This window comes from Oceanobacillus sp. GQ8 (assembly GCF_059758495.1).
The window spans coordinates 568,997-587,444 of sequence record NZ_JCAXEV010000001.1 but is presented as its reverse complement, the minus strand read 5'-3'; the positions used below and the strand labels follow the sequence as shown (position 1 = coordinate 587,444).

Below are 18,448 nucleotides of genomic sequence, written 5' to 3'. Positions count from 1 at the left end.
AAAGATGGAATTAAAAGCAAGTATGGCAGGAAGTGTATGGAAAGTAAATGTTGCACAAGGGGATACGGTGAATGAAGGCCAGGATGTAATTATTTTGGAATCAATGAAGATGGAAATCCCCATACCTGCAGAAAAATCAGGTACCTTAGAGAAATTAAACGTAGCTGAAGGGGATTTTGTGAATGAGGGAGATGTATTGGCGGTAATTGAATAAGCTGACTATAAGGAGGGTTGCATATGAACTTTCCACCAAAAGTGACGGTTAAAGAGGTCGGTCCTAGGGATGGATTGCAAAATGAGAGTGCTCTAGTTTCGCTAGATGCAAAAGTGAAATGGATTAACATGCTTAGTGAGACCGGGGTTTCCTATATCGAAGTATCTTCCTTTGTCAGACCTGAATGGATACCACAGTTAAAAGATGCATCAGAGGTTGCGAAAAGGATTAAACGGCACCCTGGTGTTACGTATGCTGCTCTTGTCCCTAATCAAAGGGGACTAGAGCGGGCGTTAGAGGTAGACATAGATGAAGTATGCGTTTTTATTTCCGCTAGTGAGACGCATAATCTAAAAAACGTAAATAAAACCATTGCAGATACAATCCCTATTATGGAGAAAGTTGCCGAGGAAGCAAGGAAGAGTAATAAGCGAATTAGGGGCTATATTTCCACTGTTTTCGGTTGTCCCTATGAAGGAGAGACTTCCATTGATCAAGTTCTTTTTATTTGTGACAAGTTATTGGAAATGGGAGTCGAAGAGTTATCGATTGGAGACACAATTGGGATTGCGGATCCCCTACAGGTAGAAAATGTGACTAAATCCTTACTTAGCCACTTTCCAAGTGATCGCCTAGCCATGCATTTCCATGATACGAGAGGGACGGCACTAGCTAATGTCCTAACAGCAATGAATTTAGGTGTTGCCAAATTTGACAGTGCAGTTGGAGGACTAGGCGGTTGTCCGTATGCAAAGGGGGCATCAGGTAATTTAGCAACGGAAGATCTTTTATATATGTTGCACCGAATGGGCATTCATACAGGCATCGATAAGGAAAAAGTTAGAGTGGCAGCCACATATATTGCAAAGCATGTACCAGAACTATCAAGCCATCAAATGAAACTACTAAATAGCTGAATGGGAGGGTGTTTATGCGTGGTACAACATATCGACTACTAAACGATAGTATTGCAATTATTACACTAAATCGGCCAAATGCAGCGAATGCATTATCGAAAGTACTTCTTGATGAATTGAATGAATATATATACGAAATCAATCAATCCACTACTATTCGCTGCCTCATTATAACAGGGGCTGGAAACAAGGCTTTCTGTGCAGGTGCGGACCTAAAGGAACGCAAAGAGATGACAGAAGACCAAGTAGTGCAAGCAGTTCACTATATAGGCAAAACCATCACTGCGTTGGAAAACGTTCGTATCCCTGTCATTGCGGCTATAAATGGTGCGGCATTTGGGGGTGGTCTAGAGCTAGCATTGGCCTGTGATATCAGAATAGCTAGTAATCAAACTAAAATAGGACTGACAGAAACCACGCTGGCCATTATCCCGGGAGCTGGTGGAACACAACGCTTACCACGTTTAATTGGAACTGGTCAGGCAAAACGTTTAATTTATACAGGCATACCGATTAGCACAGAGGAGGCATACACGCTTGGCTTAGTAGAGGAATTAACTAGCCCGGATGATGTTGTTGAAAGAGCAACAGAAATGGCAATCAAGATTGCATCTAACGGGCCTGTTGCCATACGTCAGGCAAAGCTTGCGATTGATTCAGGGCTGCAGACAGATCTTACTACAGGGTTAAAATTAGAACACCTGGCATATAAGGAAACAATCCCTACAAAAGACCGGGTAGAAGGCCTTGCAGCATTTAAAGAAAAAAGAAAACCTATCTATAAAGGGAACTAGTTTACGTAGGAGGGCAGATATGAATTATAGAGATACGTTAAAGCAAAAAGTCGATTCAATAAAAAGCGGTGGCAAGGAAAAATACCATAAACAAAACGAAGAAAAGGGAAAATTATTTGTCCGGGAGCGCCTCACATTACTCTTTGATGAAGATGTTAATATAGAGGACGCCTTTTTCGCCAATTGTATGGATGATACGCTACCTTCAGATGGTGTGGTCACAGGAATTGGAAAAATTAACGGAGAAGCGGTTTGTGTGATGGCAAATGACTCTACAGTAAAAGCTGGTTCCTGGGGAAAACGGACTGTTGAAAAGATTCTCCGTATTCAAGAGACCGCTATGAAGCTAGAAATACCGATGTTTTATTTGGTAGATTCAGCTGGTGCTAGAATCACGGACCAAGTAGAGATGTTTCCAGGAAGAAGAGGAGCAGGTCGTATTTTCCATAATCAAATTAAGCTTTCTGGCCGCGTGCCACAGGTTTGCTTATTATTTGGCCCATCAGCAGCAGGGGGAGCATACATCCCAGCATTTTGCGATATTGTTATCATGGTGGATGGCAATGCTTCAATGTATTTGGGTTCGCCTAGAATGGCAGAAAAGGTAATTGGAGAAAAGGTGAGCCTTGAAGAAATGGGTGGGGCCAACATGCATTGCAGTGTTTCAGGTGTAGGGGACGTATTAGTCCAGACAGAGCAAGAGGCCATTTCATTTTCTCAAAAATACTTAAGCTATTTTCCTACTAATTTCCGCCAGAATCCAAAAATAACAGAAGCTAGAGAAGCGAAATTCATAGAAAAAAGCGTTACTGATATCATTCCGGAAAACCAAAATGCACCTTTTAATATGTATGACTTAATTGATAAACTAATTGATGAGGAGAGCTTTTGTGAAATAAAGAAAAAATTTGCTCCTGAATTAATTACAGGTTTAGCTAGGATTAATGGGAAACCAGTTGGGATTATTGCCAACCAACCTAAGGTAAAGGGCGGTGTTCTTTTTCCTGACTCAGCAGATAAATCAGCAAAATTTGTGCAACTTTGTGATGCCTTCCATATCCCGCTGTTGTTTCTAGTAGATGTTCCTGGTTTTATGATTGGAACCAAAGTGGAGCGGGCAGGAATAATCCGACACGGAGCTAAAATGGTGGCAACAATGAGTGAAGCAACCGTTCCGAAAATTTCTGTTATTGTGAGAAAGGCTTATGGTGCAGGGTTATATGCGATGGCAGGTCCTGCATTTGAGCCGGATAGCTGTATCGCTTTACCAACAGCCCATATTGCTGTCATGGGTCCAGAGGCTGCAGTAAATGCGGTATACGCGAACAAAATCGCAGAACTCCCTGAATCTGAAAGACCTGCTTTTATTAAGGAAAAGCAAGATGAGTATAAAGATAATATTGACATTTACCGGATGGCTTCAGAAATGGTCGTCGATGCGGTAATAGACCCTGAACATCTAAGGGAAGAGCTGTCTAGTCGTTTCTCTCTTTATGAGACAAAAAATGTGACCTTTACAGAGAGGAAACATGGTGTTTATCCTGTATAGTTTAATGTTTTAACCAGAGGTGGAAAGCATAGCCTCTGGTTTTTTGTATAGTTAAATACGATTAAAATTTGTACTTTAAAATGAATTCTAAAAAAGGTTTACGATAATATTATTATGTTAACTTCTAAATAATGGTTCTTATTTGACATTTGCCAGGAAAATAGAATAATAAACCGTAATAGTACGTTGAAATGGAGGGTGCAATATGAAGATTGAAGAGTTTATGATTAGAGATGTAATAAGTGTTAACAAGGAAACAACCATTAAGCAACTTCTAGAAAAGCTAGTACAAAATAAAATTACGGGTGTCCCTGTGGTCGATGAGGAAGGTAAACTGCTCGGGATGGTTACCGACGGAGACGTTATTCGACATATACAGCCAAAAGGAAGAACGGTTTACGATATCTTTTCTTTAATCCTAGTTAGTGAACAAACAGATCTGACCGAACGTTTAAGCTATTCATTGAATAGACCAGTGAAAGAAATTATGCAAAAGAATGTATTTACAGTTACCCCAAAGAGTCCAATTGATGAAGCAATGGATGTCTTCTCTAAACACCATATTAAAAAGATACCTGTCGTAAACCCCGCGAGTCGAGTCATTGGTGTGATAAGCCGAGGCGATTTAATCCGCTATATTACTACACAATTGATCGATCAGGCTGTTGAGAAGTAAGTATTAGCAAGTGTAGAAAATAGTACTTAAAGGGCGTATAATGAGAAGGAGAAAGTTTACGGAGAGGGTCTTAGAATTGATCATGCTAAAAGAAGAGAAACAATTAATGTTACAAAAGATGGCTTCGATATATGACTATTTACTCGACAAACAGGATCACGTAAATGCCGCGAAATTAGTTGATCTTTATGAAAAGCAACAGAATGACCAGTTTATCATCAGCTTTGCTGGTCATTTTTCTGCTGGTAAGTCCTCTATGATAAACGCGCTTTTGGGGGAAGATCTGTTACCCAAAAGTCCTGTACCCACAAGTGCTAATATTGTGACCATTTCTCGAGGGGAAGGTCTCATTCGAGTATATTATCGTGAAGGTGAGACAATAGAGATAAAAGAGCCCTATGATCTTGAACTGATTAAAAAATATTCAAAAGACAGGGAACTAATAAAGCAACTTGATATTCGTTCTCATGATACAGTCCTCCCAAAAGGAACAGTAATTATGGACACACCAGGTATTGATGCAGCGGATGATGCAGATCGGCTGATGACAGAGTCAGCGATGCATTTGGTGGACGTTGTGTTCTACGTTATGGATTATAATCATGTTCAGTCAGAAGTGAATTTGCAATTCCTCGAATCTCTTCAGGAAAAAGGTATTCCTTACTTTGTCATCATTAATCAGGTTGATAAACATGATGATTCTGAACTTCCGTTTGCATTGTTTGAGGCGAGTATCAAACAAACGTTTGAACAGTGGGGAATTTCTCCCTTGCGCATATTTTATACCTCTTTAACTAACCGGTCAGCCCGTTATAATGAATTTGAAGCATTACAACAAACGATTAATAACATGATCGAAGAAGAGCCAAAAGCCCACAACACAACGTATAACGCACTTAAGACCATTGTAAAAGCACATGAAACCTATTTAGATAGTCTTTATAGTGAAAAAATGCCTGTTGTAGATGACAAGTATACGTATGAAGAATTGCTCCAAAAGAAGAGTGACCTCATCATACAAAAGGACGATTTAGTGGAAAAGCCTAAAGCTATAAAGGATCAATTGATGTCGGAAACACAACAAACAATAAAGAATGCATACTTGATGCCGGCAACGCTCAGAGAGAAAGCTGAACAGTTTCTTGCTTCACAACAGCCTAATTTTAAAGTCGGACTTTTTGGTTCTCAAAAGAAAACGAAAGAGGAGCAGGAAGCAAGACTCCTTACTTTTTTACAACAATTAAATGAGTCGGTAAATTCCTCGTTAGAATGGCGTTTAAAAGAAAAGTTATCGACTATTTTATCAGAATATCAAATTCATGACACAGAGCTAATACACAGAGTACAGGGAATGAACGTTGACTATACTAAAGAGGATCTTCGTCGTTTAATTAAAACTGGTGCCACTATGAACAGTGATTATGTTTTAAATTATACGAACGATGTGTCAGCAGATATTAAATCAAAATATAAAGGACAGGCGAAACAGGTAGCAGATATGGTGGAAGCTAAACTTATAGAGCAAAGTAGCAAGCAACTAACGGAGTGGGAAGCGACTATTTCTGAGCTTGAAAGAGACTCGTCTGAGATGATACGTCTACAAAAATTGGAGCAAGATCTTGCCGAGGAAAAGGCTGTCGTACAGAAACAATTGGAAGCAGATCAACCTTTCCTCAAATCAAGTGAATTGCTGGAGGAAGCCCTTCACCAGCGAAAAGAAAAAAGGAAGCAGGGTTCTGTAGAAGAATTGAGTCAAGAGGCGCAATTAGAATACCAACAAGAAACCAATAAACTTCCTGATAAGCACCGCTTTGCATCTCAAAAGGATATCCTTCCTCATTTAGATGACGCGATGAAAATTTTAGATGGGGTGCCAGGTACTAAGTCTCTTGTCGATGACCTGCTTCAGAAAAAACAGCGTCTAGAAAGACGATCGTATACTGTTGCATTATTTGGTGCTTTCAGTGCGGGTAAGTCTTCCTTTGCTAATGCTTTACTTGGCGATAATGTGCTTCCTGTTTCTCCGAATCCAACAACAGCTGCCGTGAACCGAATCAACCCAGTAAATGGTGCTACGGTACATGGTGAGGTTCATATAAGCGTGAAAAAACAAAAGGACTTGGAAAAAGACTTACTTGAAATATTAAAGGTACTTCAACCTACTGTTACAGCTCTTGAAGATTTGCTTAATTGGGTTAAAGACCATGACTACCAACAAAGTAACCAATTGAATCCTTTATATCAATCTTATCTCCAGGCAATGATAGATGGATATGATGAAATGAAGGAATACATCGGCGGGCAACTTGATCTCCAGTTAAAGGATTTAGGTCCTTATATAACAGATGAAAATAAGGCCTGTTACATTGATGCGATAGATCTTTACTATGATTGTGAGATTACAAGACAGGGTGTTACGCTTGTTGATACTCCAGGTGCCGACTCTGTCAATGCTCGACATACAAATACGGCTTTTACCTATATTAAACATGCGGATGCTATTTTATATGTAACATATTATAACCATGCCTTATCCCGAGCAGATAAAGACTTTCTCATGCAACTTGGTCGTGTTAAAGACACATTTGAGCTTGATAAAATGTTCTTTTTAGTAAATGCTGCTGATCTTGCGGAGAATGAACAAGAATTAAAACTGGTTACTGATTATGTCCAGGAGCAATTAATACAATTAGGTATTCGCTTCCCAAGGCTTTATCCTGTATCAAGTAAAGTATCATTGTTAGAAAAGAAGCAGGCAACGCCATTAAATAAAGGAATGGCTCGTTTTGAAGAAACATTTTATAGGTTTATTAAACATGACCTAAGCTCACTTACTGTAGCCTCTGCAGTTAGAGACATAGAGCGGGCTCTGTCAACATTGACGCATTTTTTGAACTCTAGCAAGCTGGATCAAAAGGAACGAGAACAGTACGAGCTAGCATTATCTAATAAAAAGCATGATATGATACAGGATATTCAAGGGTATGAAACAGATGTTCTGTCCAAGCAAATTAAGCAAAAAATTACCAAACAACTTTTTCATGTTTTAGAACGCTATACGATTCGATTTCATGATATGTTTAAAGAAACATTTAACCCAACTACGATTACACAGTCTGGAAAAGCTGCACAGCCAGAATTAAAAAGAGCCTTGCAACAGCTGCTTGAATATACAGCATTTGAGTTACTTCAAGAGGTACAGGCTGTCGCATTGAGGATTGAAGCATTGGTAAATAAACTGCTTCAGGAAATATACCACGATCTATACACCACATTGAATGCGCGAGATGCTCAATTTCAGGTGGCAGATTTGGAAATGGTAACGCTAGAGACGCCAGTATTTGAAAAAGGGCTCCAATCTGTGAGTGCGAAGGAATTTTCTACTGTGTTAGCATCTTATCGAGGCACGAAAGCTTTCTTTGCACATAATGAAAAAGAAAAAATGAAAGAAGCACTTTTCCAACAGATTCGTCCCTTGGCATCAACTTATTTAGACGAAATTAGACTGGTGTTGGAGCAGCAATATGATATACAATGGCAGGAAAACGTCTCAGAAATTCAGCAGCAGCTTCAATTAAGAGTCGAACAATATGTAGAAGATTCCCTTGCTGCGTTGACAATCCCGCTGAACACAGACATTCTAACCGAGAAACGTCAAAAGTTGGAAGATATACTAACTAATCAAAATACAAAGGATTGAGAAATGATGGATAGAAAACAAGTTTTACTCGTCGATGGAATGGCACTCTTATTTAGAGGATTCTTTGCTACTTCCTTCAGGGGTAACTTTATGATTACAAAGCAAGGCATCCCAACAAATGGGGTATACCAATTTATGCGCTATTTTCTGGATGCAGTAAAAACTTTCACTCCAACCCATGTAGTATGCTGCTGGGATATGGGGAGTAAAACATTCCGTACTGACATGTATGAAGGCTATAAAGCAAACCGCGATGCTCCACCAGTAGAATTGATCCCACAATTTGACCTAGTAAAAGAAGTTGTCGAGGCATTTGATATGCCAAACATCGGATTAGAAAACTTTGAAGCGGATGATTGCATTGGTACATTGGCCAGAACATATGCTCAAGAGAACGACGTGACGATCCTTACAGGCGATCAAGATATCTTGCAGCTTGTAGAGGAGCATATCCAAGTTGCCATCATGCGAAAAGGACAAGGAAATTATGAGGTCTTCACAAATGAAAACTTTTATGAGAAGAAAGGAATTACCCCAAGACAGGTCATAGATTTAAAAGGATTAATGGGAGATACCTCTGATAACTATCCTGGTGTAAAAGGGATTGGGGAGAAAACGGCACTCAAGCTTATAAAAGAGCACGGAACAATAGACGAACTGCTTGTTAATATAGACTCATTACCAAAAGGTGTACAAACTAAAATTAAAGCGAACTTAGATATGCTACATCTATCAAGGACCCTCGCTGAAATTAAATGCGATGTCCCTGTTACTTGTGAACTAGACGGGGCGTTATGGAGTTATGATAAAGAGAAGATACAGAAAAAATTTGACGAGCTGGAGTTTAAAAATCTCGCCAAATTAATTTAAGGATTATGGTTTTAAGATGACTTTTATACAGTCATCTTCTTTATTTTGAAATAGCTTATATCCTTCTGCAGCATCAACTAGGGGAAGCTTATGGGTAATAATATCCGTTGGATCAATTTCATTGGCTGTAATCTGTCGGTAAAGCTCCTGCATATAACTTCGTGCAGGGGCTTGTCCCATTTTTAGGGTAATATTTCTTGTGAAGAATGGCCCCAATGGAAACATATTGTAGAGCCCTCCATATACCCCTGTCAATTGCACCGTACCCCATTTTTTAACCGCTTTTGTAGCAATTTGAATTGGACCTAATGTTCCACCCTGAAGCTTTAACTTTTGCTCAGCAAATTCCAAAGCTGACTTCTTTCCATCCATCCCTACACAATCGATTACGACGTCAGCTCCACCTTTTGTTAGCTCTTTTAATGTTTCACCCATATCATCATACTTCGTAAAGTCAAAGATTTCCGTCTTGTTAGTCTGCTTAGAATGTTGGAGGCGATAATCAAAATAGTCAATCGCAATCACACGCTCTGCACCTTTTTGCCAAGCGAATTTCTGTGCCATTAATCCAATAGGTCCACAACCAAGGACAATAACTGTATCCCCCTGTTTGACACCGGCATGTTCCACACTCCAATATGCTGTAGGAAGAACATCGGATAAGAAAAGCAATTGCTCATCTTCTAACTCACAATCCTCTGGTATTAAAAAGGGTGTATAATTTCCATAAGGGACGCGTAAATATTCCGCTTGCCCACCAGGAAAGTCACCGAATTTTTCGGAGTAACCAAAATATCCTCCTGAATCATAGTGTGGGTTGGAGTTGTCACACTGACTCTCCTGATGATTCGTACAGTAGGGACATGAGCCACAGGCTACCGTAAAGGGGATAACGACCCGGTCACCTTTTTTTACTTTCGTTACATCAGGACCAACTTCCTCTACAATCCCCATAGGTTCATGACCAATAGTATAGCCAATAGGCAATGGGAAATTTCCTTGATATAAATGAAGATCAGACCCACAGATAGCAGTAGAAGTAACTCGAATAATTACATCTTCTGAATCCTGTATTGTGGGAAAAGGGACTTTCTTAACAGCAACGGCATACTTTCCTTGATATGTTACGGCTTTCATATTTATCATACTCCTAATTTGTATTGAGGTTTATCTTATTTTTATCTAAGGTAAAGAATCTATACCCTCATGTCTTTATCGTTTTATAGGAACCTTCATAAGGTATAGAAAACAGAAAGGGGAGATCATATGCACTTATTATTTATTTATGGCGATCTAAGGATAGGTGAAAAAGCGGAAGTACTAAAAAAAGATTCAACTAGCATAGATGAACAAGTGTGGATAAACGGTAAACTTTTTGACTGGAATGGAACGCCTTATTTAGTGGAGGATCCCGAAGCGTTAACATATGGGGAGCTAGTCGAGATTAACGATGAAAAGCTAACAGATCTAGATAATCAACTAAAGTGTTCTCGGTCTATCGTTTCTGTATTGTCATCAACAAATGAACAGTATGAAGCATTTATTTATAAAGAAAAAGCAGACACTGAAGATAAATTGGAAGAAGTACCATTTGGAGACTGGAAAGTATATCGTTACTTAAAAAATGAAACGCTTTACTACTTTGCATATGGCTCATGTATGGATGATAATCGATTTAAAATGGCAAATGTCGATCAATACTTTACATCTATTGCTGGAAAAGGAGTCGTTGAAAATTATGGATTTCGCTTTACGAGATCCAGTGAAGATGGCGGGAAAGCAGATATTATTGTATCCCAAATGGAAAAGGTGGAAGGTGTCGTCTATAAAGTACCTTTAGAAGCGATTGATTATTTATATAGGCGAGAAGGAGTGTATTCTAAAAGATACCGTCCAACGGTTATTACGCTAGCTTTAAATTACGGGGAAGAAGTAGAAGGCCTAACCTTCGTTAGCGTGGAAAAGGATAAGGAAACGAAGCCTACTGAAAGATATGCAAATGAAATATTACGGGGAGCGGCGGACATTTTATCACCATCCTATGTTGCGCGAATTCGGTCTCATATAAACCATTTATTAAATTAGAAGTTCTGACTTAGTGTTTACACCTTGCTAATTAAGGTTATTAGAATAACATAATCAAAGTTTAACCTGGAGGTATAACATTGAGACAAAATGAGACGACATCTATTTTACCTAAAGCAAATGAATCCTATTGGAGAGACACAGGAAAAGTTCCTTCATATGGTGAGCTGAAAAATGATCTTCATGTGGATACGGTAGTAGTCGGAGCAGGAATAGCTGGTGTGATGACTGCTTATCAGCTTGCCAAGGAAGGGAAAGAAGTAGCACTGCTTGAAGCGCGTGAATTATTTAGTGGTACGAGCGGTTTTACTACAGCAAAACTAACTGCACAGCATAATCTCATTTATGACGAATTAATAAATCGTTATGGACAAGAAACAGCTAAACTGTTCTATCAAGCGAATATGGAAGGGATTGCGTACATTAAGGAACTTGCCGACCAATTTGATATTGATTGTGAACTAGAAGAACGAGAAGCTTTTGTTTTTACTCAAAAAGCAGAGAACCGCAGCAAAATTTCAAAAGAGGAAGAAGCCTACGAAAAACTGGGAATTGAAGGCGAGTTTGTTGAAGACCTTCCATTAAATATGAATGTAGAAGCTGCAATTATGATGCGTAATCAGGCACAATTTCATCCGGTTAAGTTTTTAGCTGGGCTGTTAAAGGAGTTTGTAAATCTTGGTGGTAAAGTATATGACCAGACAAGGGTAATGGACATTACCGAAAAAGCCAATAAGACAGAATGTACGACAGAAAGTGGGTTAAAAGTAACAGCCAGCCAAGTGGTACAGGCAACACATTTACCAATTATAGAACCTGAAAGTAAATTCTTCTCAAAACAAAATAATCCAGAGAGCTCTTATGCACTTGCAGTGAAAACAGAAGATGAATTCCCAGACGGTTTATACATTAATGCAGACTTACCAAAACGGACGTTACGTGGTTTAGATAGTAAAACAGGAAGGGTTGTATTAGTTGGTGGAGAAAGTCATTCGACTGGTGATGGAAAGTCTTCCTCAGAGCGATACAAAGAGCTAGAATCTTTTGCCAAGGAGCTGTTTGAAGTGAAAGAGATTATAAATCGCTGGTCCGCCCATGACTATATTTCAGAAGACAGACTCCCATTTATTGGCGCGCTTTCAGAAGATCAACCTAATGTTTATGTAGTAACAGGGTTAAGCAAGTGGGGGCTGGCCATTTCTGCTACCGGTGCAAAAATTCTTACCGACACCATCCTTGAGAAAGACAATCCTTACAAAGCTATGTTTGCTCCTGAAAGGAATATTCAAGAAAGCATTTCGGTAGAACCACAGGAAGAAAATCCTAATCACTATGATGATGCCAGTGAAGAGAATAATCCGGAAGAGCTGTCAAATAATCAAGGGATGATCACCAAGCGCGATGGCGAAGAGGTAGGAGCCTATAAAGATGAACATGGCAACTTACATTATGTTGATCTTACTTGTACGCATCTCGGTTGTGGTGTCCAATGGAACGACGGTGATAATACATGGGATTGTCCCTGCCACGGATCACGTTTTAGTGGAACGGGTGAGGTAATTGAAGGTCCTGCTGTGGAGTCGCTAAAGACTTTAAATGAGTAGTAGGTCGTTATTCTTACGATGTTTCATTGACTGCTATTTATACTGAATTTGATACAAAGAAGCTGCTTCACAATGGAAGCAGCTTTTTTGGGGGTTAATCTATTTGTTACGGTTGTTGTTGCGATTGTTTTCATTACGGTTATTGTTGCGGTTATTATCATTGTTACGGTTGTTGTTATTGTTGTTATCGTCAAGGAATTCATTCGCAAATTCAACGTTGTTGATATCTTGATTGTTGTTATTGTTGTTCTCATTACGGTTGTTATTGCGGTTGTTCTGACGATTGTTGTTATTGTTGCTCATCGCTAACACTCCTTTTATTTTTTTATATGTGGTTTGGTTTTTGCAGGCCACATAACAATTACAAAAATTATTTTAACCCTTTATGCAATTCCTATACATTTCATCACACTACCAATTAATACCAATTTATCTTGTGCAGTTTACTTGTTTGTCATAACTTTAAGGTGATATGATCGAAATACAAAAGAGAGTGCGAAAAGGTAGGTTATCTATATGAAGGTTGTTCAAAATATAACAGAATTAATTGGCGAAACCCCAATGGTAAAATTAAATCGAGTCGTTCCAGAGAATGCAGCAGATGTATATATAAAGATGGAAATGTTTAATCCGAGTAAAAGTGTTAAAGACAGAGCAGCTTATAATATGATTAGAGTAGCAGAAGAGAAAGGGTTCATTAAACCAGGGGACACGATTATTGAACCAACAAGTGGGAACACCGGAATTGGCCTAGCAATGAATGCTGCCGCCAAGGGCTATAAAGCGATTCTTGTTATGCCTGACAATAGCACACAGGAAAGAAGAAACCTTCTACAGGCTTTTGGAGCAAAAGTAGTGTTAACACCGAGCAAAGAAAAAATGCCAGGTGCAATTCAAAAAGCGTTGGAGTTACAAAAGGATATACCGAACAGTTTTATTCCTCAGCAATTTGAAAATATAGCCAATCCTGACGTGCATCGTGTGACAACAGCCCCTGAGATTCTCAAACAGATGGATGGAAAACTTGATGCATTTGTATGCACCGCAGGGACAGGTGGAACGGTAACGGGCACTGGAGAAATGTTAAAAGAGAAATTACCAGAATTAAAAATAACCGTAGTTGAACCAAAAGGCTCTCCTGTTCTTTCTGGTGGCGAGCCGGGGAGTCATAAACTGGTGGGAACAAGCCCAGGATTTGTACCCGATATTTTAAATACATCTATATATGATGAAATTGTTCAAATTGAAGACGAAACTGCAGTTTCCATGTATAAAAGGTTACCTCAACAAGAAGGTATCTTCATTGGACTATCAGGAGCGGCTGCAGTCGCAGCTGCCATAGAGGAAGCAGTTCGATTAGGAAAAGGGAAACGTGTCGTATGTATAGCTCCTGATACAGGAGAAAGGTACTTAAGTATGAATCTGTTTGAGGGTAATGATGCTCAGTTTTCCAAATCACCTAAAAAAAGTCTCAATAACGTAAAACCTTAGTCTATTTCTATATTGGTAAAAAGCCTGTATTCCTTGGGAAGCAGGCTTTTTTATTGGTAAACTCATTTGAATATTTCTTATGTTAAAATAAAAGTAGTCTTTTAAAGTTGATATTTATAGCATTCTGAAAGTAAGTGGGGGAGAACATGAATAAAAAAACAACCTATATTTTGTTAAGTAGTTTCTTTACCTGTGCTGTACTGGCATTTATAGAGCATGGGATAGAGATTAATTATGTTATAAAGACTGTCTGTAAAATAAGTTTCTTTTTCATCGTTGTATGGGTCTATATGAAGTTATTCAAGGATTTTCATTTCAAACAAGTGCTTGCATTATCCAAGATGGGAAGGAGAGAATGGCTGAAAGTTATGATTCTCGGCATATCATCAGCAGGAATTGTGCTTGCTGCTTATCTGTTATTTTTACCACAAATTGATCTTAACCTGATCCAGCAAGACTTAACAGATAGACTCGGCATTACAGCAACTGGTTTTATTTTTGTCAGAATTTATGTTTCTTTTGGTAACTCTTTACTTGAAGAGTATTTCTTTAGAGGGTTTATATTCTTTAATTTACCGCGTAAATGGGGCTATATATATAGCCCGTTATTGTTTGCAAGCTACCATTTATGTTGTGGTTTACAGCTGAAATTATTTTAATTTGCTTTATTGGGTTATGGGTAATTGGTTTGGTTTTCCAGTTGGTTAATGAGAAGAACAGAACCATTTGGGCTTCATGGATAATACATATTTGCGCAGATTTAATGATTATTATAATCGGGTTAAATTTGTTTTATTAAGCCAGGTGGTAATGAAAATAGTTAATAACAACTACTCAATAAAAGTGATTTCCCAAAGTAATCCAGGACTTATGGGTAAGAAATAGTAACTTTTGGAATCCAGTAGTTTAATGGGGAAGAGAATTAATTAAAATGCTAACGGCTAATTTTTTATTTCTTCTAGTTTTCACAATATATATTCTGTGTTAAGTAAGTCTTACTTACCGGATTATGTCAATTGTTATTGTTCCATCCCTACATATTATCAGTTCCGTCTTTGAAAATTATATTCATAATAGTCATGAACATAATTTAATAATAATTATTTCCGAAAAAAGTAATTAAAATACTAAATTTGATAATATTCAACATTAGGCTATTTATCGCTTTAAGTCGTAGTATACAAGATTTATTTGAACTAATCGATAGCATACGGAGTAAAAATGCAAATTTTAAATCCTTAAAAGATACATGACTAGATTTAGAAGGTAATCCCTATAGCCATTTTTTGATTAGAGTTACGGGTAGCGTGAGAAAAGTGCGGATTTACAACGATAAGGAAATTCCCATACCAAAAAGCTCAACTCTCTCGTAAATAGAGAAATTGGGCTTTTTCATTACTTCATTAAAACACCCGATTATGGAAATTATTGTTCAGTAAGCTACCCAATACTTCGTAAATATTCGAGAGGTTGGCGCACTATTTATAGCTGAGGTTGTCACTTTTTTGGGTGACTCTTTTTCTTTAATATCGTTTTGTTCAACCATCGGTTAACCCTTAGCAATTAAGAAAATATAAAAAAAGAGCGAACACCTTTTAAGTGTTCACCCTAAGCGCAGTTGTGTATTTACACCAAGGGATGTGGTACATAAAGTTCTTCCAAATTCTTAATTTCTTCAGATGTCAATTTGACTGATAACGCCGACACTGCATCTTCAAGATGGCTTATCTTGGTCGCCCCAATAATCGGTGCTGTGACCTCTTCCTTTTGCAACAGCCATGCAAGTGCGACCTGTGCTCGTGGAATACCTCGATCTGCAGCAACCTCCGCCACTCTTTCCACTACTTTGCAATCAGCTTCTTCTGTCTTGGTAAACAGGGCCTTTGCTACTTGGTCATTTTCTGATCGAGCGGTCTGCTCATTCCAATCGCGGGTTAATCGACCTGCAGCAAAAGGTAAATATGGCGTAACGCCAACTCCATCATCTTTACAAAAAGGTAGCATTTCTCTTTCTTCCTCTCTATAAAGCAAGTTAAGTCTATTTTCCATGGATATGAAACGAGTCCAACCGTTGCGTTCTGCCACATGTTGAGCTTTTGCGAACTGCCAAGCTGACATGGAGGATGATCCGATATACCTTACCTTACCGACCTTAACTAGATCATGTAGTGCCTCCATTGTCTCTTCAATCGGTGTGTTAGGATCCCATCGATGGATTTGATACAAATCGATGTAGTCTGTACCCAATCGTCTTAGACTATTATCAACTTCAGTCATAATCGCTTTGCGGGAAAGCCCCATAGCATTTGGACCTTTACGCATTGGAACGAATACTTTTGTAGCAATGACAACTTCGTCACGGCGAGCGAAGTCCTTTAATGCTCGTCCAAGAATTTCTTCACTTGTGCCGTCAGAGTACATATTAGCGGTACTGAAAAAATTTATTCCTAATTCAATGGCTTTTTTTATGATTGGTCTGCTCTTTTCTTCATTTAGTGACCATGGCGTATTTCCTCGTTCAGGTATTCCGAAGCTCATGCTTCCAAGACATAGTTCTGAAACATCCAATCCAGACTTTCCGAGTTTTTTATTTTCCATTTGTATAACTCACTCCTTCTGTAATATGTCAAAAAATTAATAATTATTTAAATCAGCGAGAGACCCATCATCACCACGGAAGTTGACGTCTCTCATTTGAAAACGAGCCTGTAGGACCGTTCGCGTCAAGAAGAGCAAGGCTCACAGGATGGCAAGCTGCCTGTTGAACGGTTCCTGTTCCTTCAAAATTGTTGAGGTCAGTTGCAGTAAAGCCCGGGCATACCGCATTGACTTTAATACCTGTTGATTCAAGTTCAATAGCAAAAGCAAGCGTGATGGCGTTAAGGGCAGTCTTTGAAGGGCTATAAATTGCACCGAACATTTCACGATGCGAATTGTTCGGATCAGCATTGAGTGCCAGCGATCCTGCACCACTAGATATGTTGACGATGCGGGCAGCAGGTGCTTTCCTAAGAAGAGGTAGCATCGCTTGAGTAACAGCAATTACACCAAATACGTTTGTCTCAAACACAGTGCGTACCTCATCTAGAGACGCAACGCTTGGTCTGCCTAAATTACCTACCTCTTCAAGCTTCCTTCCAGGCTCACCCGCATGCGATATGCCCGCATTGTTGATAAGTACGTCGAGACGACCTAGCTCGCTACGGATACATTCTGCTGCTGATTCGATAGAATGTTGATCGGTAACATCAAGCTGTATGGCCCGAGCATCTGCCCCGACACTAATTGCTGCTTTTTTCCCTCTTTCAAAATTTCGTGAACCAACAAGGACAGTGAATCCGTGTGACGCAAGTTCCTTTGAGATTTGAAGACCAATTCCCTTATTGGCCCCAGTAACCAAGGCGACAGGTTTAGTATGCATTGTAAATTCTCCTTTCTATATGCAACTTTGTCATTACAGGTAAATTCCTCCCATTACACATTTTTTATTTGGTTGATGTATCAACCCAAATACACTTTATCACCTTGCGGTTGATGTGTCAACTATGATATTATTGATTTATGAAAAGAAAAATGATAAGTGAAGAAGAAATGCAAATATGGCATATGTGGAAAAGCTCTTATACGAACATCTTTGGGCGCGTTGTAAAAGACATGTTCGAGCAAACTGGGCTATCGGAGGGGGATTTTGGTATATTAGACCGATTGGATCTTTATGGAAAAGGCAAGCTACGCCAGCAAGAATTAGCAGACTCAATGGATTGGACCAAGAGTCGGTTGTCCCATCATTTAACGCGAATGGAAAAACGTGAACTTGTTTTAAGGGAACCATTAGAAACTGAACGAGGAGTGCAGGTAATCACTACTTCGGCCGGAAAATCAGCATTGAATAATGCACGCCCTGTCGTTTCCGTGGCAATACGTGAGCATTTTTTAGAATTATTAACCGAACAAGATATTGATTCGATTACTAATCTGGCGGAAAGAGCAAAAGCAAAGTCTTAATCGGCTTGTAAAGCCTCACCATCTTAACTGCTTTTTTTGATGTTATGCAAGAAGAGTATAATAATAAGGGACAAACTTTTTTTACAGTAAAATGGAAGTTAGGAATATGTTAGAAAGGATAGAAAGTTGGTATAAAAAGAAGTAATAGTTGAAGGCCTTCTAGGAACATTTTAACAGTCGATATTGAGGGGCAGAAAGGTTAAACATACGTGCTGATTATATTAATGGCGACGCCTACTCGGGGTAGCGTCAGGAAAATGCGGATATACAACGCTAAGCCATAAAAATCCCAAATTCCCTTTATGTTTTAAGAAAAAGTGGGATCAACCACTGTTTACCATATTCCGAAATAGTTGTAGCTTTAAAATAAAGTTTGGGAAAAAAGACCTTGAAAACCCTTATTTTACGATAAATTGAAAGGATCCATTTTGAAAAAAATTGATCAAAATGAGTTCCTCTTTTGTAGATTTAAATTTGGTTTTTATAATAAAGCTTGATCATTTCCTACAATGGTCTTCGACAATCACCCAGTTTCTTGAAGAA

The 18,448-nt window shown here is 38.8% G+C and carries 17 protein-coding genes; 14 read left to right on the top strand and 3 right to left on the bottom strand.

All coding sequences use genetic code 11. The features are described 5' to 3' along the window. Positions 1-4: 4 nt before the first annotated feature. The 7 genes from AC6CHS_RS03160 to AC6CHS_RS03130 all read left to right on the top strand — a co-directional run bounded on the left by AC6CHS_RS03160 (position 5) and on the right by AC6CHS_RS03130 (position 8,720). Positions 5-214, top strand: coding sequence for an acetyl-CoA carboxylase biotin carboxyl carrier protein subunit (locus AC6CHS_RS03160; RefSeq protein WP_498234039.1), 210 nt, complete (start codon positions 5-7; stop codon positions 212-214). A gap of 23 nt (positions 215-237) precedes the next feature. Continuing rightward, complete coding sequence (locus AC6CHS_RS03155; protein ID WP_498234037.1) at positions 238-1,131, top strand: hydroxymethylglutaryl-CoA lyase; 894 nt, start codon at positions 238-240, stop codon at positions 1,129-1,131. A 14-nt stretch (positions 1,132-1,145) separates the two neighbouring features. Further along, complete coding sequence (locus AC6CHS_RS03150; RefSeq protein ID WP_498234035.1) at positions 1,146-1,925, top strand: enoyl-CoA hydratase; 780 nt, start codon at positions 1,146-1,148, stop codon at positions 1,923-1,925. A 19-nt stretch (positions 1,926-1,944) separates the two neighbouring features. Then, positions 1,945-3,474, top strand: coding sequence for an acyl-CoA carboxylase subunit beta (locus AC6CHS_RS03145; RefSeq protein WP_498234033.1), 1,530 nt, complete (start codon positions 1,945-1,947; stop codon positions 3,472-3,474). Positions 3,475-3,679: 205 nt separating this feature from the next. Next, positions 3,680-4,150: a CBS domain-containing protein gene (locus tag AC6CHS_RS03140; protein WP_106896754.1), complete on the top strand. Its 471-nt coding sequence runs from the start codon at positions 3,680-3,682 to the stop codon at positions 4,148-4,150. Positions 4,151-4,232: 82 nt separating this feature from the next. After that, positions 4,233-7,850 (top strand): dynamin family protein, encoded by a 3,618-nt coding sequence (locus AC6CHS_RS03135; protein ID WP_498234031.1) that lies wholly within the window; start codon positions 4,233-4,235, stop codon positions 7,848-7,850. Positions 7,851-7,856: 6 nt separating this feature from the next. After that, on the top strand, positions 7,857-8,720 hold the full coding sequence (locus tag AC6CHS_RS03130; protein WP_498234029.1) for a 5'-3' exonuclease: 864 nt from the start codon (positions 7,857-7,859) through the stop codon (positions 8,718-8,720). 3 nt (positions 8,721-8,723) lie between these two features. On the opposite strand, the gene AC6CHS_RS03125 is transcribed toward AC6CHS_RS03130, so the two are convergent. Next, positions 8,724-9,857 carry a zinc-dependent alcohol dehydrogenase gene (locus tag AC6CHS_RS03125; protein ID WP_498234027.1) on the bottom strand — a complete coding sequence of 378 codons (1,134 nt, stop codon included), beginning with the start codon at positions 9,855-9,857 and terminating at the stop codon, positions 8,724-8,726. Positions 9,858-9,986: 129 nt separating this feature from the next. Here AC6CHS_RS03125 and AC6CHS_RS03120 point away from each other — a divergent pair, with 129 nt between their 5' ends. From AC6CHS_RS03120 to AC6CHS_RS03095, 6 genes are all read left to right on the top strand, one after another. Next, positions 9,987-10,805 (top strand): gamma-glutamylcyclotransferase family protein, encoded by an 819-nt coding sequence (locus tag AC6CHS_RS03120; protein ID WP_498234026.1) that lies wholly within the window; start codon positions 9,987-9,989, stop codon positions 10,803-10,805. A gap of 80 nt (positions 10,806-10,885) precedes the next feature. Continuing rightward, positions 10,886-12,409 carry an FAD-dependent oxidoreductase gene (locus AC6CHS_RS03115; RefSeq protein WP_498234024.1) on the top strand — a complete coding sequence of 508 codons (1,524 nt, stop codon included), beginning with the start codon at positions 10,886-10,888 and terminating at the stop codon, positions 12,407-12,409. A 72-nt stretch (positions 12,410-12,481) separates the two neighbouring features. Beyond that, positions 12,482-12,718 (top strand): hypothetical protein, encoded by a 237-nt coding sequence (locus tag AC6CHS_RS03110; protein ID WP_498234022.1) that lies wholly within the window; start codon positions 12,482-12,484, stop codon positions 12,716-12,718. 207 nt (positions 12,719-12,925) lie between these two features. After that, positions 12,926-13,900: a cysteine synthase A gene (cysK, locus tag AC6CHS_RS03105; RefSeq protein ID WP_498234021.1), complete on the top strand. Its 975-nt coding sequence runs from the start codon at positions 12,926-12,928 to the stop codon at positions 13,898-13,900. Between the two features lie 146 nt (positions 13,901-14,046). Further along, positions 14,047-14,559, top strand: a complete 513-nt coding sequence (locus AC6CHS_RS03100) for a CPBP family glutamic-type intramembrane protease (protein WP_498234020.1) — start codon at positions 14,047-14,049, stop codon at positions 14,557-14,559. After that, a complete protein-coding gene (locus AC6CHS_RS03095; RefSeq protein WP_498234018.1) occupies positions 14,529-14,699 on the top strand; it encodes a CPBP family glutamic-type intramembrane protease in 171 nt (56 codons plus the stop codon). Before AC6CHS_RS03100 ends, AC6CHS_RS03095 begins: the two co-directional genes overlap by 31 nt. A gap of 827 nt (positions 14,700-15,526) precedes the next feature. Here the strand turns inward: AC6CHS_RS03095 and AC6CHS_RS03090 are convergent. Together AC6CHS_RS03090 and AC6CHS_RS03085 are read right to left on the bottom strand one after the other, a co-directional pair. Then, complete coding sequence (locus tag AC6CHS_RS03090) at positions 15,527-16,498, bottom strand: aldo/keto reductase (RefSeq protein WP_498234017.1); 972 nt, start codon at positions 16,496-16,498, stop codon at positions 15,527-15,529. A gap of 70 nt (positions 16,499-16,568) precedes the next feature. Continuing rightward, a complete protein-coding gene (locus AC6CHS_RS03085; RefSeq protein ID WP_498234016.1) occupies positions 16,569-17,321 on the bottom strand; it encodes an SDR family oxidoreductase in 753 nt (250 codons plus the stop codon). Between the two features lie 140 nt (positions 17,322-17,461). Between AC6CHS_RS03085 and AC6CHS_RS03080 the strand changes: the two genes are divergently transcribed. Then, the gene (locus AC6CHS_RS03080; protein ID WP_498234014.1) at positions 17,462-17,905 is read left to right on the top strand and encodes a MarR family winged helix-turn-helix transcriptional regulator; all 444 of its coding nucleotides are present in this window, start codon (positions 17,462-17,464) and stop codon (positions 17,903-17,905) included. Positions 17,906-18,448: the final 543 nt, after the last annotated feature.

What these genes read in the sequence shown, in the direction of transcription:
- AC6CHS_RS03110 (WP_498234022.1), top strand. Translation starts at nt 12,482, where the DNA reads ATGGAAGCAGCTTTTTTGGGGGTTAATCTATTTGTTACGGTTGTTGTT.
- AC6CHS_RS03130 (WP_498234029.1), top strand. Translation starts at nt 7,857, where the DNA reads ATGGATAGAAAACAAGTTTTACTCGTCGATGGAATGGCACTCTTATTT.
- AC6CHS_RS03160 (WP_498234039.1), top strand. Translation starts at nt 5, where the DNA reads ATGGAATTAAAAGCAAGTATGGCAGGAAGTGTATGGAAAGTAAATGTT.
- AC6CHS_RS03095 (WP_498234018.1), top strand. Translation starts at nt 14,529, where the DNA reads ATGTTGTGGTTTACAGCTGAAATTATTTTAATTTGCTTTATTGGGTTA.
- AC6CHS_RS03150 (WP_498234035.1), top strand. Translation starts at nt 1,146, where the DNA reads ATGCGTGGTACAACATATCGACTACTAAACGATAGTATTGCAATTATT.
- AC6CHS_RS03100 (WP_498234020.1), top strand. Translation starts at nt 14,047, where the DNA reads ATGAATAAAAAAACAACCTATATTTTGTTAAGTAGTTTCTTTACCTGT.
- AC6CHS_RS03090 (WP_498234017.1), bottom strand. Translation starts at nt 16,498, where the DNA reads ATGGAAAATAAAAAACTCGGAAAGTCTGGATTGGATGTTTCAGAACTA.
- AC6CHS_RS03145 (WP_498234033.1), top strand. Translation starts at nt 1,945, where the DNA reads ATGAATTATAGAGATACGTTAAAGCAAAAAGTCGATTCAATAAAAAGC.
- AC6CHS_RS03125 (WP_498234027.1), bottom strand. Translation starts at nt 9,857, where the DNA reads ATGAAAGCCGTAACATATCAAGGAAAGTATGCCGTTGCTGTTAAGAAA.
- AC6CHS_RS03155 (WP_498234037.1), top strand. Translation starts at nt 238, where the DNA reads ATGAACTTTCCACCAAAAGTGACGGTTAAAGAGGTCGGTCCTAGGGAT.
- cysK (WP_498234021.1), top strand. Translation starts at nt 12,926, where the DNA reads ATGAAGGTTGTTCAAAATATAACAGAATTAATTGGCGAAACCCCAATG.
- AC6CHS_RS03080 (WP_498234014.1), top strand. Translation starts at nt 17,462, where the DNA reads ATGAAAAGAAAAATGATAAGTGAAGAAGAAATGCAAATATGGCATATG.
- AC6CHS_RS03135 (WP_498234031.1), top strand. Translation starts at nt 4,233, where the DNA reads ATGCTAAAAGAAGAGAAACAATTAATGTTACAAAAGATGGCTTCGATA.
- AC6CHS_RS03085 (WP_498234016.1), bottom strand. Translation starts at nt 17,321, where the DNA reads ATGCATACTAAACCTGTCGCCTTGGTTACTGGGGCCAATAAGGGAATT.
- AC6CHS_RS03120 (WP_498234026.1), top strand. Translation starts at nt 9,987, where the DNA reads ATGCACTTATTATTTATTTATGGCGATCTAAGGATAGGTGAAAAAGCG.
- AC6CHS_RS03140 (WP_106896754.1), top strand. Translation starts at nt 3,680, where the DNA reads ATGAAGATTGAAGAGTTTATGATTAGAGATGTAATAAGTGTTAACAAG.